Origin of the sequence: Methyloterricola oryzae, assembly GCF_000934725.1 — a bacterium.
In the GTDB taxonomy this organism is placed as follows: Bacteria; Pseudomonadota; Gammaproteobacteria; order Methylococcales; family Methylococcaceae; genus Methyloterricola; species Methyloterricola oryzae.
In genome coordinates this window covers 419,267-434,351 of the sequence record NZ_JYNS01000001.1, presented here as the reverse complement: position 1 = coordinate 434,351, position 15,085 = coordinate 419,267, and the positions used below count along the sequence as shown (strand labels likewise).

Genomic DNA, 15,085 nt, shown 5'->3' with positions numbered 1-15,085 from the left:
TCAAACTACGTCCGCAAAAGTCTTTTCCATACGGCGAAAATACACCAGGCCGCTCAGCAGGATGAGCAGCGAAACGCTGGAGGAAACCAGGATCATGTGGAGCGGGAGGATTTCTGTGCCCAGCAAGGCCCATCGAAAACCTTCGACCACCCCGGCCATGGGATTGAGGCCATAGTACATGCGCCAGGCCTCTGGGATCAGGCTGCTGGGATACGCGATGGGGGTCGCGAACAGCCAGAATTGGGTCAGAAAGGGCACGGTGTAGCGCACGTCCCGGAACTGAACATTCATGGTGGCCAGCCACAATGAAACGCCTAGGGAGGTGACAAAAGCCAGCAGGAGGAAGCAGGGCAGCCAGACTACGTTTGCTGTCGGAATGATGTGGAAGTAGGCCATCATGCCTAGCAGCACGGCGAATGCCAGGGTGAAGTCCACGGTGCCAGCCAGAAGCGTTGCCAATGGCATGGCTAAGCGCGGGAAATAGATTTTCTTTACCAGGTTCGAGTTGGTCACCAGGGTATTGGAACCATTGGTCAAGCCATTGGCGAAGAAGCTCCAAGGCACCAGCGCGGCGTAGGCGAAGATGGGATACGGAATGCCGTCGGACGGGATTTTACCGAGCTTGCCGAAGAACAGGCTGAATACCAGCATGGTAAAAAAGGGCTGAATGATGGCCCACGCGGCGCCCAGCACGGTCTGCTTGTAACGCACCTTGATGTCGCGCCAGACCAGGAAATACAAAAGTTCCCGGTATCGCCACAGTTCTGCGAAATTGATCGGAACCCATCCTCTCGACGGCCTGATGCGTATGAATGATCTCTCCGGGTATTGGGCGGAAGGGCCACTACCCATAGGCTCGATTGGTTGTTCGGCTTGCATAGGTCTGGTATCCAGTTAAGGAATTGAACAAATTGAGGTTCCCGCGGCACGCCAGCGAGGCGGCGTCGGCGCGCCCGGAAGTCGAAATCTCGGGGGGCCGTGCAAGGCGTGCATTCCGGGCATGGCCGAGGAAAAGAAACGGCGGCTCACGCTTTACATGCCAGGTCCAAGCGACCGAACGCTTGGGCTTCGGACTTAGCCTAGCACCGCTTATGGAAAAGCACCGCTTCAGCTTCATTCCGAACCGCATCCCCGTAGAGCCCAAGCTGAGTCATAGACTTCCAGCGTGCGCTCAGCAATGCGCGTCCAGGCGAACGCTTCGGCTCTCAGGCGGCTGGCGACGCGCATGGCCTGCCGCTGGCCATCATCGCCGCGCAGGTCCAGAATAGCGCGAGCCAAACGCTCGGGGTCTCTCGTCGGGACCAGGACTGCGCAGGCGGCATCCACATAGTCCCGCACGCCGGCAAGTTCGGTAGAGACGATCGGCACGCCGCAGGCCATGGCCTCCAGGATGCTGTTGTTGGCAGTGGCATCGGTCAGGGGCAGGACCATCAGGTCTGAGCGTTGGTACATGGAAACCAGGGCGCTGTCTGTCACGGACGAGTGCAAGTCTACATTAGGCAACTGCGAATAATGACGGAAAAGCTCGGGTCGCGTCACGATGTCGAAACGCACTTCGGGGGCTGTATCCCCGATCAGGCGGGCCGCTGCGGCCAGCGTTGCGTGATCGCGCAGGTGCGAGCCCACGGCGATGCAGCGGAAAGCCCCATCCTCGCCGCGTTTGACCGTCGGGTCTGGGGTGAAGAAATCGGTGTCTATGCCGTGAGGAACGAAATGGATGAGCTCCATTGGCATGTGTCGAGCTAGAAAGTCCTTTTGAACGTCGGACATCACGATGACCGCGTCAAGATTCGAGAGGAATCCAGCATCCGTAACGACTTCGCGAAAGCGCTGCTCGGGCGTGTGATAGGTTGCCACCAGGATATTGCCCGCGTGCAACTTGCGCAGCAAACCGGCGAAGCGGAACTGGTTTTCCCCGTACAGAAAATGGAAAACCTGTCCTTTGGTCGAGATCCACCGCCTGGCAACGCTCAGTTCCGTGACAAAAGAAGCGCGGTGATACCAGGCCAGCCCGGAACGCCGGATGATGGGCTTGCAAAGCTTGCCGATGATCCGTTGCATTACGCTCAGGTGCTGCGGGGCGTGGATCACTTGCGCACCCAGATAACCGCTGAGGCGATCGTAACCTGAGGCGGAGGCGTGGTGGGCCATGCGCAGGGACACCAGGTTGACCGGATAGCTGCGCGGTGCGGGCCGGCTGGCCTGCGCGTGTTTCCCGAGCTCTGCGGATGCGGTGTTGTCCTTCATCGTGACTGTGCGCTGCCCGTCAGCTTCCGTAGAGGGCGCGCGATATAGCCGCGGGTGAGCCTGGCGGCCGCTCGGACCAGTTCGAGCAGACTAAACGGGTAGCCAACGTTTTCCAGGGACTGGCGCTGAAAATCGCGAAAAGCGGGATCGAGCAGTTTGATGTGCTGGCGAGATAATTCCTCGTAGTAAAGCTGCAGCCTTTCGTCACAGGCCTGCTTCAATTCAGCCTGCGTCATGAAGTCCGGTCCATAACGGGTAAGCATGGCGAGGCCTTCCAACCGGTTGGTGTTGAGCTTCTGCGCGATGGTCGCCGTTCGGGACTCCTCGTGCAGCCGTGTGTAGGTCAGTACTTGGTGGACATAACCAAAGTCCCAGTCTTTCAAGATTTCGAACAGGACCGCCACATCCACGTGCAGGCTGTCTTGCGGATAGAACGGTACCCGGCTGCGCACGATGTCGGAGCGGATCAGGATGGAAGAGGGCGAACCAAAAAGATACGGGCCACCCTGCAATCTGTCCTTGCAGGTAGCCCGGCCTGACAAAACCGTATCGGTGTAAGGAAGTCCGTCGCCGCGCACTTTGCAGCCACTCAGCACGTAGGCTCCCACCACGCCGACACGGGGGTTCGCATCGGCAAGACTTACCATCTTCTCCAGGCATTCCGGATACATCCAGTCATCCGCGTGCAGGATCTTGCAGTAAGCGCTGTCGTCAGCCATGTAGGTGAGAGCGCGATTACTGTTCTCTATGGCTCCGACAAAATCCGTGGCGTCGATTACCCGGATGCGGGGATCGAGCTGCGCATAAGACTGGGCAATGGCTAGAGTCTGATCCTTGCTGCAGTTGTTGGCGATGATGAACTCGAAATTCTCGTAGGTTTGCGCGAGGACGCTTTCGATGCACTCGCGCAGGTATTTCTCGCCGTTGTAGACCGGTGTGACCACCGACACCAGGGGTTGCTGGGCTCGATTCATGCTAATTTGCTGGAAACCCTAATTTGAAGACACCAAGACAAAAACAGCTTGGTTTCGGTAACTGGCGCTGATACGGGTAGACATCATTCCCGCATCCGGACTACGCGGGCGGGGGAGCCGACGGCGATCGCGCCAGCCGGCACATCCTTGGTGACCACGGAACCCGCTCCGACGACCGCGCCGCGCCCGATGCGCACGCCGTCCAGCACGATGACGCCATATCCCAGCCAAACGTCATCTTCAATGACGATACCCCCCTTGCTGACCAGTTCCTGCTCGCGGATCGGGCGTCCCGGCGCAATCTGATGGTTGTACGGGTAGAAGGCGCAGGCCGGTGCGATCTGTACATCGCTTCCGATTTCGATGACGCCGCAATAGGCCGAGAGTTGGTTGCGTGGCTGTATGCTGGTTCTGGCCCCAATACGGATTACGCCGCCAACCCCCGTTTGGAGGATCGAGTCGCGGTGCAGGTGGACCTTCTCCCCCAATTCGATCATGCCCTCCGAATTATCTCCGTACAGCAGTACCCGATCGTCCAAATAGATGTATCTTCCCAACCGGACATTGCGGTGGTTGACGATCGCCGAAGGCGAGACGTAGCCGAACGGCGCCAGGTTGGAAAGCCTCAGTCGGTCATAGTAATGGCCTGTCGCCGCCCAGCAGGCCAGGCGCGTAGCCAGTCGGCCGGTGCGGCTGAGGCTCGCCTTGCGCATCCAGAAGCGCACCCACGCCCTACGCGCACTACTTAGTGACATAGTGAATCCGGTTGTACGTGTGACATGGCCCAAATTCCAAAACCTAGCGGACATCGGCATTCTGTTGCCCCGCAATCGGCTCTGGGCAAGGTGCGAGCACTGATCGCGCCCCCGGGTTATGAAGGTCATGTGATCCCTGGCCTCCATCGATTACGCGCGAGTTGACCGCAAAATACCCGCCGCATTGCCTAATTAAGTGTAGACACAAGGGCGAATGGCGCGCGCGGTTAAAGCATTAAGACTAACTGCTGAACCCGCTTACTGCAAGGCATGCAGCGGCTTTAAGCGCCAGGCTGGGCGTCGCTTGAGGACGACGCCGGCGGCCGGCAATGCCTCGGGCCGCGATTGTTTGCCTATGTTCAAATCGCCGCGGGTGTGGCGACCGACGCAAACGGGGGATAATGGGACCTGGTTTCTTGACGAACGCAATGCGAAGGTAGGTACGCGTGAAGAAGTTCATCAATACGGTCGACACCTTGTTGGAGGAATCATTAAGTGGTTTTGCGCGGGCGCATACGGATATCGTCAGGTTCAATCGCGAGCCGCGCTACCTGGCTAGGTTGGCTGCCCGCAAGCCAGGGAAGGTGGCGCTGATTTCCGGTGGGGGTTCCGGGCATGAGCCGCTGCATGGCGGCTTCGTCGGGCTGGGCATGCTGGATGCCGCCTGTCCTGGCCAGGTTTTCACCTCGCCCACTCCGGACCAGATGCTGGCGGCGGCGCAAGCAGTGGATTCCGGCGGCGGCATACTCTTCATCGTCAAGAACTATGCGGGCGATGTCATGAATTTCGAAATCGCTGCGGAGATGCTGGATCTGCAGCACGCTATCGTGCTGGTGCATGACGACGTTTCCATTCCTGAGCACCAGGGCATGGGAAGGCGGGGCGTGGCCGGAACCGCCATCGTCGAGAAAATGGTGGGTGCCGCCGCCGAGGCTGGGGCCGATCTGGCAACTTGCCAGGCCTTGGGCGAGCGGGTCGTGCGTGCTACAGCGTCCATGGGTGTGGCCCTGACCAGTTGCACGGTGCCTGCGGCTGGTCGACCCACGTTTGAAATTGGCGACAGCGAGATGGAACTCGGGGTCGGCATTCACGGCGAAAAGGGCAGGGAGCGCAGGGCAATAGCTAGCGCAACGGACATCATCGGACTGTTGGGTCAGACCATCGAAGCGGAACTGAAACCAGGCGACGGGCAGCGTGCGCTCCTGCATATCAACGGCTTCGGGGGAACGCCTTTAATGGAATTGTACTTGCTCTATGAACTCGCCGAACGCTTCTGGGCCGAGAGAGGTGTCCGGATAGAGCGTTCCCTGGTGGGCAATTTCACTACGTCCCTGGACATGGCGGGAGCTTCCGTGACCCTGACGCTGCTGGACGACGAACTGATCCGGTTGTGGGATGCGCCGGTGCATACCGCAGCTCTGCGCTGGGGCTGCTGAGGGCCGGGTTCAGGTGCTGCCTTCGAGGTGCCGGACTATGGCTTCGATCATCAATTGGCTGGTTCTGGCGCCTGGATCCAGGTAGCCCCGGGCGCGCTCGCCGAGGAATGATGCGCGGCCTTTGCCTGCGATCATGTCGCGGGTGGATTCGCAGCCCGCGCGGGCCGCTTCAGCAATGGCCTGGAGGGTGACGGCCGGCAGGCTCTGACTTTCCGTCGCCGCCCTCCACGCCTGCGCCACAGGGATCAGCACATCGAGCATGGTCTTGTCGCCCACGTCCGCCTTGCCGCGCTGTTTCATGGCCTGCACTCCTTGGGCAAACCCATGGGCGAGACTTACAGCCGAGCCCTCAGGCGCTTTCAAGGCCTTGCCCATCGCCATGAACAGGGTTCCGTAGAGGGAGCCTGACGCGCCGCCGATGCTGCTCATCAGGCTCATGCCGGATTTCTGCAGGAGGTCTGGCCAGTCCATGGCTTCCCAGTCAGCGGCGGCGCGTAGCAGCGTCTCCAGCCCCCGCTGCAGGTTGGTGACGTGATCGCCATCACCTATGGCCTGGTCCAGCGCGGCGACTTCCTCGGCGTGGTCGCCTATCGCTGCGGCGGCCTTTTGCAGTAATGTCAGAAATTCACGGTTGTGTGCGGACATCGCTGCGAGCCTCCGGTCGAATTCGGTCGGTGTGAAGGTTGGAACCGGGCACGACAACGCCTCGCGGCGGACAGAGTTGCCGGCTAGCGCAAGGTTGCGTGAAACTTGGGCCGCGGCGCAGTTTAATGCAAAATGCTCCCATCAGCTAACAGCTCCCATGCGGCTACCATGACCGACCCCAATATACTCGCAGACGTTCGTGCCCTCATCATCGATATGGATGGCGTACTTTGGGCGGGAGACCAGCCCATGCCGGGCCTTGCGGAGTTCTTCCAAACGCTGCGGCGGCGCTCCATGCGATTCGTGCTGGCTACCAACAATGCCCTGAAAACGCCGGACCAATATGTCTCTAAGCTGGCCAGCATGGGCGTGAGCGTGGCCCGTGACGAGATCATCGGTTCGGGACTGGCGGCCGCCCTGTATCTGAAACAGCATGCCCGGCCTGGCGCCAGGGTATTTCCCATAGGCGGCGATGGCGTGCGGCAGGCGCTCATCGACAATGGCTTTCAGTTGGTGGGTCTGTACGAAAAGAATGCCGACTATGTGGTCTGCGGCATGGATCATGAGTTGTCGTGGGACAAAATTGCGACCGCCACCCTCAATATCCGGGAGGGAGCTCATTTCATTGGTACCAATCCGGATACGTCCCTGCCGACGGAGCACGGTCTCACGCACGGTAATGGCGCCATCCTGGCCGCCTTGCAGACGGCCACCGGGGTAGCGCCCTTCATCATCGGCAAGCCGGAACCGATCATGTATCGCATCGCCATGGAGCGGCTCAAGGCCAATGCCGAGGAGACGGTCGCCGTGGGCGACCGCCTTGATACGGACATTTTGGGAGCCGTACGCACCGGCATACGCAGCATCCTCGTTCTCACGGGGGCGTCCCGGCGGGAACACCTGGCGCAGATGGACTACGAGCCAACCTGGGTCATGCAGGATATTCGCGAAATCACCGCCTTGCTGGCCTGACACTCTCGAGGAATCATCATGGCGCTGTTTCTGGATTCCGCCCATGCCGCGGATGCCCGCACCGCAATGGCCTTCGGGTTCGTGGGTGGGATTACCACCAACCCCAACCTGATGGCGCAGACCGGGCGCAAAGCACTGGAAGTCATCGCGGAATTGACGGAGATCTGCCCCGGTCCCGTGTTCTATCAGTTGTCGGGGGCTACCCTGGAGGATCGAGAGGCCGAGGCGCGGCGCTTTCTCGCTTTGCGCTCCAATGTTGCGCTCAAGATCGCCATGACGTCGGAGAACATTGGGCTCGCCGCGCGTCTGGCCCGCGAGGGCACGACGGTCGGCATGACCGCCTGCTACAGCGCGGCTCAAACGTACCTGTGCTGTGAGGCGCGGACGGCGTATTCCATCGCTTATGTCAACCGCAGTACCCGTCTGCAGGGAGACGGCTTGGCGCTGACCGGGGAAATGCGCGCGGTGGCGGACGCCTGCGGCCGCGAGACACGCATCATGGTCGCCAGCCTCAAGTCGGCCCGGGAAGTCGTGCAGGCCATATTGGCGGGGGCGCAGGATGTGACGATTCCACTTTCATTGCTCAAGGAGATGGGTAATCACCCGTTGTCGGAGCAGACCATAGAAGAATTTGCGAGAGCGGCAGCCTCCGCGTAAGTGACGCGCTTTCCGCCGATTGAAGATGTATTTAACTGAAGGAGTCCCGCCATGAACGACAAGCAATGCGTCGCGGAAGAGGCTGTTCGCCACGTTCAGGATGGAATGTTGATTGGGTTGGGCACCGGTTCGACCGCCAACGCATTTATCGAAGCGCTGGCCCGCCGCTACGCTGAAGAAGGTTTGCGCATACGCGTCGCGGCAAGTTCAGTGGTCAGTACCATCAAGGCCCAGGAACTCGGTCTGCCATTGGTGGCCATGGAGCATCTGACCAGTCTGGACTTGTATGTGGATGGGGCTGACGAGGTGTCTCCCGACCTGGCCTTGCTCAAGGGGCGCGGATCGGACCTGGTTCGCGAGAAACTCCTTGCGCGCGCCTCCGACCGTTTTCTGGTCCTCGTCGATGAAAGCAAACTGGTTGGGCGTATCGGCGAACGTTATCCCATACCGGTGGAAGTCATGCCCTTCGCCTGGCAGGTGGTTCTGCGGGAGTTGGAGCGTCACGGCGCCCAAGGGGGACTGAGGCCGAACGCCTCCAAGGATGGGTTGGCGGTGACATCCCATGGTAGTCTGGTGTTGGACATGCGCTTTCCGGTGGAAATGCCCAGTGCTGCATTGAATGCGTTGCTGGACGCCATGTCGGGTGTCGTGGAGCATGGTATTTTCCACGGTCTGGCGGGCTCCGTTCTGGTCGTCAGCGAGGGCCACGTGCGAACCCTTTCGCCAGCGGGCCCATAAGCCAATCTTTGCATTCCTGGTTGCCGGCGGGCTTGAAACTCGAACGCGCTACCGCCAGTCGGTCGTTGTAAATTCCCTGAAAGCTTGTCTTATGGCCGCGGCTGCTGCGCTTGCTGGCGGCGCTAAATTCACTTCTATACGTGGTTCCTCTGTTCCTGCTGGCCCGTCAGCAAAGTTTACGGTTTCTTGTGTTAGTGCCGTGGTTTCGTTCTAACAATATGAAATTGTGGCGATTTATTGATTGGCATTAAAGCTGCTTTCTTGCTGCTGTGTGGTTCAATTTACTGGAGCAAACGCAATGAAAGCCTTAGAGCCCCTGTGGTACGAAGTTTCCCCTTACGTGTTCTTTATCATCGGCATCAGCGCCATTTCCAACGCAGGACGCATGGGTGAAGTTTTCGGGGTGCTTCTGCTACTTATGGCGCTCCTGATCATCAAAATGCGTTGGACTCATCGCGCCACGATGGCCTATGGCAGGACGCGCGTCGCGCGGAGAGCGCCGCGGCGCGTGGCCGCTACCGCTGACGCTCGGGCCCGCTATCGTCCAAGCCCGCGCATTCCGCGTACACGCTGACCGCTGTTCGGCGCCACAGGGCGGAGGGCGATCGACTCAGTGGGTTCCTGATTGGTCGATCCGATCACCTGCCTGGCAACGGGCTACAAACGACTGAAGCATTGCCTGGGCGGTGTCAAGGGACTCAAAGGGACCCATCAGGCCCTCGCTGGTCTTGAAAAACCAGCGGGCAGGGGTCGCGCCAACGGGTGGTCGTTCGATGATGCGATCTGGGATATTCATGCGGCGTCCATGTTTGTCGAGTGATCGGTGTTGCTGATTGTCGCCATGCTGTCCGCGTTCAATCCAGGCAATAGTTACTTTTGATCCGGTAATTTTCCCGGCCCGGACGCAGGCGTGTCGGAAATCATGCCTCTGTGGAATGTTGGTGTCCTGGCTTTTTTAAGCAGGACTTGTGCCTGAGTTTATGCTGACTTTTACAGCGGTTTGACGAAGCGGTCGGGATGGTTCGTTCGGAACAGTGTCAGCGCATTTTACAGTTCCAGTGGACAAACGCTGGCGTTGAGCCGGTCAAGACGATCAACGCATTGATATTAATAAGATGAATTTTGTCTGGTATGTGTTTTGCTTTTCTGGTCTCTATTGTTGGGGGCACAAGTTCGCAGGGCTATCGGGCGTCGAGATCGAACATTCTCGCTCGCTTCCACTCGGGATTAGCAGCCTGCGAGACTCGCACCGGGTTATGACAGTCCGTACAGAATTTGAAACCATTTTGGAGCAGCTTTGATGTCCACGGTCCCCGCTCATGAACTGATTTCAAGGGAATCGGTGCGCAGCCCAGCACGCGGTTTGGAACACTCGGCTTCGAAGGTGTTGATCCGGCCGCACGTGTCAAAGATCTCTGCGCTGGAGCGTTTGTGCGACGGACTTTACATTTGGGCGAGCCTTTGGACCTGCTCGCAAATCCTGGGCAATGGCTGGCAATCGGATTACAGCGGGCTCACCTTAGGTGCCCTGCTGCTCTTCAATTTCTTCGCGGAGATCTTCGAGGTCTATTACGACTGGCGTGGTTCGCCCATGCACAAGGAGGCGGGGCGCTTGTTCTTGGCGTGGTCGTTCGCCGCTGCGAGCTTGATGGCATTGATTGCGGCTGTCGGAGGTATTCCGGACTCGACTGGCGCTCTGTTGTTGGCTTGGATAATGTCGCTGCCGCCTGTCCTCCTGCTGTCGCACAGCTTGTTCCGCTTGCTGGCCGGACTGGTTCGCCGGTGCAGCAGTGACACCCGGCGCGTCGCCGTGGTTGGGTGTAACGATCTGGGTCTGCGCCTCTTTGCATCGATGACCAGCATGCCCTGGCTGGGTTACAACGCACTAGGGTTCTACGACGACCGGACAGAAGCGGGCGGTCGCGGTCCCGACCGCACCCGATTCAAGCTGATTGGCGGTTTCGATGTGTTACTGGAGGATGCGCGCGAGGGTAGGGTGGACACGCTCTACATCACCTTGCCGCTGCGTTCGGAGAAGCGGATCGAGAACTTGCTCGAGCGTCTGGCCGACACGACAGTATCCGTGTATTTGGTGCCGGACTTGTTCGTCTTCAATCTGATGCATTCTCGTTGGACCTCGATGCAGGGCATTCCCACTGTGAGCGTCTACGAATCGCCTTTCAGCCAGATTGACGGATTTTACAAGCGCGTACAGGACGTGATTTTCGCGACTTTGCTGTTGGGTTTGCTGGCCATTCCCATGCTGCTGGTCGCACTGATCATTCGATTGACCTCGCCAGGCCCCATCATCTTCAAACAACGACGCTATGGCATGCGTGGACAGACCATCGAAGTTCTTAAGTTCCGCACGATGACTGTGTGTGAAGATGGCGACAGCATTCGCCAAGCCACGCGCAACGATCCCCGGGTGACCCCGTTTGGGCGCCTATTGAGGTCCACTTCGCTAGACGAACTTCCGCAGCTCTTTAACGTTCTGGGTGGTTCAATGTCCTTGGTGGGACCGCGGCCCCATGCGGTTGCGCACAATGAGGAATATCGCAAGTATGCGCGCGGCTATATGCTCAGGCACAAAGTAAAGCCTGGCATCACGGGTCTGGCGCAGGTCAGTGGCTGCCGGGGCGAGATCCACGATGAGGAGATGCTGAAACGGCGCATCCATTTCGACCTTGAATACATACGTTCCTGGTCGCCGATGCTGGATTTCAAGATTCTGGCTATGACGGCGGTCAAGGGCGTGTTCGGTGAACAGGCCTATTAAGGCGCAAATCGGGCTAATTCTGGCAAGTCAAGAAACGCGCTGCGGCGTGATTATGGTAGTAGCATGAAAACGACGATGAACAACAGGGTTTCGATTCTTGGGCAGTTCGCTCCGCGCTGGATAGTCTTCAGCCTCTTGCTGATGGCGCAGGCGGGTTTGGCTCAGGCATTCGATCTCATGGTGAGTAGTGCATCGAGCCGCAGTCCGGCGTCACTGCTTGAGGGTGGCACCGTGAGCGGTAACATCTATGTGTTCACGACGCCGGAAACGGGGGCCTCCCGCGTATCCTTTTTCATCGACGGTTCCACGACAGCCAACAAAATCGAGGGGGTAAGGCCCTACGACCTTGCGGGAACCGCAGCTGACGGTTCAGCGTTCCCATTCAACACCGCTGCTTTAAGCGACGGTCTCCATACCTTGAGAGCGGCCGTTCTGACCAGTTCAGGGACAACCGAAACCATAACCGCACAGTTCACGGTAGGTAACACGGTCACGCCGCCGCCTTCGCTGATTTTCGCTCCAGCGAGCACGGCATTTTCGGCAACCGCCGGCAGCAATCCGCCCATCCAAAGCGCCACTTTGTCGACCAGTAACGGGAGTGCCACTACGTATGGCATCACTGTCAGCTACGACGTTGGCGGCAGTACTGCATGGTTGATCGCCACTCCGACTTCGTCAATCTCCAGTTCGTCAGTCGGTGTCAACCTGGCTGTCAACGCAACTGGGCTGCCGGCAGGAACTTACACTGCCACGGTCAACGCTACCGCTAGCGGATACACTGCAGTCAGTTTGCCGGTTACGTTGACGGTGACTTCCGCCACAAGCCCATACGAACTGAGGATGAGCAAGACGTCCGATCGTGCCTCTGCGGTTTCCTTGGACGGACAGACTGTGGCCGGTCAGATTTATGCTTTTACCACCCCGGAGACCGGGGTCAAGAGTGTGTCGTTTTTTCTAGACGGAGCGACCACAGCGTACAAGACGGAAGGGGTGAAGCCCTACGATCTGGCTGGCACAGCGGCAAACGGGTCGGCCTTGCCATTCAATACCGCCAGTCTAAGTGACGGCATTCATACATTGAAGGCCACTATCACAACACTTACATCCGCCACGCCTGAAAACGTGACGGCTCAGTTCACGGTGAAGAACGCTGTCACACCAAGTGCTGCGCTGATATTCTCTCCAGCAAGCGCCACGTTCACGGCGAGTTCCGGCAGCAATCCGGCAGCCCAAGGCGTCACCTTGTCGACCAGTAACGGGAGCGCCGCTACTTCCGGTATCAATGTAACGTATGGCGCTGGCGCCAGCACGGGATGGTTGACCGCCACCCCGACTTCGTCGGTCCCTAGTTCTTCTCTAGGAGTCAACCTGACTGTCAATACAACAGGGCTGCCAGTAGGAACCTACTCCGCCACAGTCAGTGCCAATGCCAGTGGATTCACTGCAGCCAGCTTGCCGGTTACATTGACCGTAACGGCCGCATCGAGCGGGTACGAACTGAGGATGAGCAAATCATCCAATCGCGCCTCTCCGGTTACGCTGGATGGTCAGACTGTCGCTGGGCAAATTTACGTTTTCACCGGCCCGGATACTAACGTTCGCCGTGTCACCTTTTTCCTAGATGGGGCTGCCGCCGCTTACCGCATCGAAGGCCTGGGGCCGTTCGATTTCGCGGGAACGGCCGCTTCTGGCGCTGCTCAGCCCTTCAACACGGCAACACTGACCGATGGCAATCATTTCGTCACTGCAAATATCGAGTTGACGACCGGCGCGGTGCAGAGCGTCACGGCCCAGTTTACGGTCAGTAATAACTCGTCGGTCCCTACTTACAGTTCAGACAATTTCAACGATGGCGACTATACCGGCTGGACGATGTTCGATGACTCCCTCGCGGTGCCATCCAACTGGATTGTCACTGGAGGCCAGCTTGTGCAGACCGCCGAGGTGGGCAATTACGGTACCGCCCTCCTGAATGCCTATCACAAGGGCACATACGCCATTTTCGATGCCACCCGCGGTCTGGAAAACTACCGCTTCCAGGTTACCGCCACGCCGCAGTCCGATCTGGGGCGCGATATTGGTGTCATGTTCCGTTTTGTGAACAATGACAATTACTATCGGCTGTACTTCAGCGCGGACGACGGCGGAGTCCGCCTGGAACGCAAACTGGGTGGCGTGTTCACGACACTTGCAAAGAACGCGCGCGGTTACAAGGCCAATGTTCCTATCACGATCACCATCGAAGCCAAGGGGTCTTTGTTTCAGGTTGGCGTTAACGGCGATGACCAATTGTTCGGGTTTTATGATGCCAACTTGCAGGCGGGTGCGGTGGCACTGTATTGCCGCCACGCTTGTGCATTTGACGACGTCAGTGTGGATTTGAATTCAGGCGCCACCAGTCTGGTCATTGCCAAGCCCGAGGCCTACAGCGTCGCTACGGGTGGTACCCTGAATGTCTCGGCGATCCTTATGAACAAACCGGTTGCCAGTACGGCTCAGGTCCAGTTCTCCCTGGATGGCGTCGCCTGTACTGCGCAGCCGACAGCCGAGTCCCAGGCCGCTCCGGGCTTGTTCCAGGCTCAATGCGCGGCACCCCTCAACGTGCATGTGCAGGACCTGACCGCGCAATTGCTGCTCAATGGTCAGACTACTGCGTTTTCAGATACGAATGTACAGATCGGATCCAGGGGAGCCAATTTCCTGGCCATAGGCGATAGCATCACCTTCGGTCTCGGGGACGATTTCAATGCCGACAACAGCGAGTTGGATGGTTGGGTGCAGAACATGCAGGGGTACGAGGCTCCACTGACGGGGGCCTTAAACCAATTGCACCCGGAAACCCCGACGATCATTTTTAACAGCGGATTCCCGGGTGACCGCGCGCAGGAAGTGCTAGGGAGGGGGCGCCTCGATGCGGCCTTAGAGAAATATAGCGACGCTGATCAGGTTCTAGTCATGTTAGGGACCAACGAGGTTGGCACCAACGTGCCCAGTGGCTTGGACTGTTCCGGAACAGCGTGTGCCGGAACATTCAAGGCGAACATGCTGGAAATCATCCGCAGAATTCGAAACGCAGGCAAAAAGCCATTCGTGGCTAGAATTCCGCCTCGCTTTGGCGACTCGGAAACCACGCTCTACTCGGCTCCAGAGTCGCATGCCAAGAACCTCAAGGCTCAGGAGATGAACCGCGTAATCTCCGAGCAACTTGGGCTAGCGCCCGACGAAATTGGGCCCGACTTCTATGATGCGTTTCTCGGGGCGGGTGTAAATCGCTTCAGTCTTTTTGTAGACACGTTGCATCCCAACGCACTGGGTTACAGCTTGATGGCCCAACTGTGGTACAACCACTTTTCAGGCGACAACGGTATGCCGTTCCTGTTGGATGCCATCTGCGTTCGCGTCGTTAATCAGGGGGGCTGCGTCAGTCCGTCCACGTACAAACAGAACGCAGTAGGGGTGGGCGACCCGTATTACGCAGACGCCAACTACACCATCACGGGTTACGCCACGTCGAGCGTAAACCACCCGGGGGAATTGCCGGCGGAGATTGCGGGCGGCGTGTGGGTCATGACCAACAACGGCGACAAGTCGCTCGCCAATTCGGATTATCTGACCCTGAATTTCGGTGGTTCAGCCACGGTCTACGTCGCTTACGATGATGGTGGTGCCAAGCCCAACTGGCTCACCAGCGGGTTTGTCGACACCGGCATGCGGTTGACGACGTCGAATGCCGCGGCGGCTCCCAGCATGCGGCTTTACCGGAAAACCAGCGTGACGGCTCCATTCACCCTGCTTGGTAACATGGCCACTGGTGCCAGTGGAACACCGGAAAACTATCTTGTCATCGTCAAACCCAACTGAAAGCCGGTGGCGCTAATCGGT

At 58.7% G+C, this 15,085-nt stretch carries 13 protein-coding genes; 8 read left to right on the top strand and 5 right to left on the bottom strand.

What is annotated here, in order from left to right:
* The 4 genes from EK23_RS01830 to EK23_RS24070 all read right to left on the bottom strand — a co-directional run bounded on the left by EK23_RS01830 (nt 1) and on the right by EK23_RS24070 (nt 3,976).
* On the bottom strand, nt 1-741 hold the full coding sequence (locus EK23_RS01830; RefSeq protein ID WP_200892053.1) for an ABC transporter permease: 741 nt from the start codon (nt 739-741) through the stop codon (nt 1-3).
* Between the two features lie 372 nt (nt 742-1,113).
* Nucleotides 1,114-2,247 carry a glycosyltransferase family 4 protein gene (locus EK23_RS01825; RefSeq protein ID WP_045223544.1) on the bottom strand — a complete coding sequence of 378 codons (1,134 nt, stop codon included), beginning with the start codon at nt 2,245-2,247 and terminating at the stop codon, nt 1,114-1,116.
* Entirely contained in the window at nt 2,244-3,221 is a 978-nt protein-coding gene (locus EK23_RS21410) for a glycosyltransferase family 2 protein (protein ID WP_052807825.1), read from the bottom strand. The genes EK23_RS01825 and EK23_RS21410 overlap by 4 nt, the downstream gene beginning before the upstream one ends.
* 83 nt (nt 3,222-3,304) lie before the next feature.
* Nucleotides 3,305-3,976, bottom strand: a complete 672-nt coding sequence (locus EK23_RS24070; RefSeq protein ID WP_045223543.1) for an acyltransferase — start codon at nt 3,974-3,976, stop codon at nt 3,305-3,307.
* A gap of 446 nt (nt 3,977-4,422) precedes the next feature.
* Here EK23_RS24070 and dhaK point away from each other — a divergent pair, with 446 nt between their 5' ends.
* Nucleotides 4,423-5,412: a dihydroxyacetone kinase subunit DhaK gene (gene dhaK / locus EK23_RS01810; protein WP_045223542.1), complete on the top strand. Its 990-nt coding sequence runs from the start codon at nt 4,423-4,425 to the stop codon at nt 5,410-5,412.
* Between the two features lie 9 nt (nt 5,413-5,421).
* Here dhaK and dhaL read toward each other — a convergent pair whose 3' ends face one another.
* Entirely contained in the window at nt 5,422-6,057 is a 636-nt protein-coding gene (gene dhaL / locus EK23_RS01805; RefSeq protein ID WP_045223541.1) for a dihydroxyacetone kinase subunit DhaL, read from the bottom strand.
* A 168-nt stretch (nt 6,058-6,225) separates the two neighbouring features.
* On the opposite strand from dhaL, the gene EK23_RS01800 reads away from it, so the two are divergent.
* The 7 genes from EK23_RS01800 to EK23_RS01770 all read left to right on the top strand — a co-directional run bounded on the left by EK23_RS01800 (nt 6,226) and on the right by EK23_RS01770 (nt 15,064).
* Nucleotides 6,226-7,029, top strand: coding sequence for an HAD-IIA family hydrolase (locus EK23_RS01800; RefSeq protein WP_045223540.1), 804 nt, complete (start codon nt 6,226-6,228; stop codon nt 7,027-7,029).
* Between the two features lie 18 nt (nt 7,030-7,047).
* Complete coding sequence (locus EK23_RS01795) at nt 7,048-7,686, top strand: transaldolase family protein (protein WP_045223539.1); 639 nt, start codon at nt 7,048-7,050, stop codon at nt 7,684-7,686.
* Nucleotides 7,687-7,737: 51 nt separating this feature from the next.
* Nucleotides 7,738-8,424: a ribose-5-phosphate isomerase RpiA gene (gene rpiA / locus EK23_RS01790; protein ID WP_045223538.1), complete on the top strand. Its 687-nt coding sequence runs from the start codon at nt 7,738-7,740 to the stop codon at nt 8,422-8,424.
* A gap of 298 nt (nt 8,425-8,722) precedes the next feature.
* On the top strand, nt 8,723-8,998 hold the full coding sequence (locus EK23_RS01785; RefSeq protein WP_045223537.1) for a hypothetical protein: 276 nt from the start codon (nt 8,723-8,725) through the stop codon (nt 8,996-8,998).
* Between the two features lie 51 nt (nt 8,999-9,049).
* On the top strand, nt 9,050-9,244 hold the full coding sequence (locus EK23_RS23210) for a hypothetical protein (protein WP_145998528.1): 195 nt from the start codon (nt 9,050-9,052) through the stop codon (nt 9,242-9,244).
* 582 nt (nt 9,245-9,826) lie between these two features.
* A complete protein-coding gene (locus tag EK23_RS01775) occupies nt 9,827-11,203 on the top strand; it encodes an undecaprenyl-phosphate glucose phosphotransferase (RefSeq protein WP_158002427.1) in 1,377 nt (458 codons plus the stop codon).
* Nucleotides 11,204-11,266: 63 nt separating this feature from the next.
* Entirely contained in the window at nt 11,267-15,064 is a 3,798-nt protein-coding gene (locus EK23_RS01770) for a GDSL-type esterase/lipase family protein (RefSeq protein WP_082053853.1), read from the top strand.
* The last annotated feature ends 21 nt before the right edge of the window (nt 15,065-15,085 follow it).

Coding starts and splice junctions, on each gene's coding strand:
- EK23_RS01825 (WP_045223544.1), bottom strand. CDS start 2,247: ATGAAGGACAACACCGCATCCGCAGAGCTCGGGAAACACGCGCAGGCC.
- EK23_RS21410 (WP_052807825.1), bottom strand. CDS start 3,221: ATGAATCGAGCCCAGCAACCCCTGGTGTCGGTGGTCACACCGGTCTAC.
- EK23_RS24070 (WP_045223543.1), bottom strand. CDS start 3,976: ATGTCACTAAGTAGTGCGCGTAGGGCGTGGGTGCGCTTCTGGATGCGC.
- dhaL (WP_045223541.1), bottom strand. CDS start 6,057: ATGTCCGCACACAACCGTGAATTTCTGACATTACTGCAAAAGGCCGCC.
- EK23_RS01800 (WP_045223540.1), top strand. CDS start 6,226: ATGACCGACCCCAATATACTCGCAGACGTTCGTGCCCTCATCATCGAT.
- EK23_RS01795 (WP_045223539.1), top strand. CDS start 7,048: ATGGCGCTGTTTCTGGATTCCGCCCATGCCGCGGATGCCCGCACCGCA.
- rpiA (WP_045223538.1), top strand. CDS start 7,738: ATGAACGACAAGCAATGCGTCGCGGAAGAGGCTGTTCGCCACGTTCAG.
- EK23_RS01785 (WP_045223537.1), top strand. CDS start 8,723: ATGAAAGCCTTAGAGCCCCTGTGGTACGAAGTTTCCCCTTACGTGTTC.
- EK23_RS01770 (WP_082053853.1), top strand. CDS start 11,267: ATGAAAACGACGATGAACAACAGGGTTTCGATTCTTGGGCAGTTCGCT.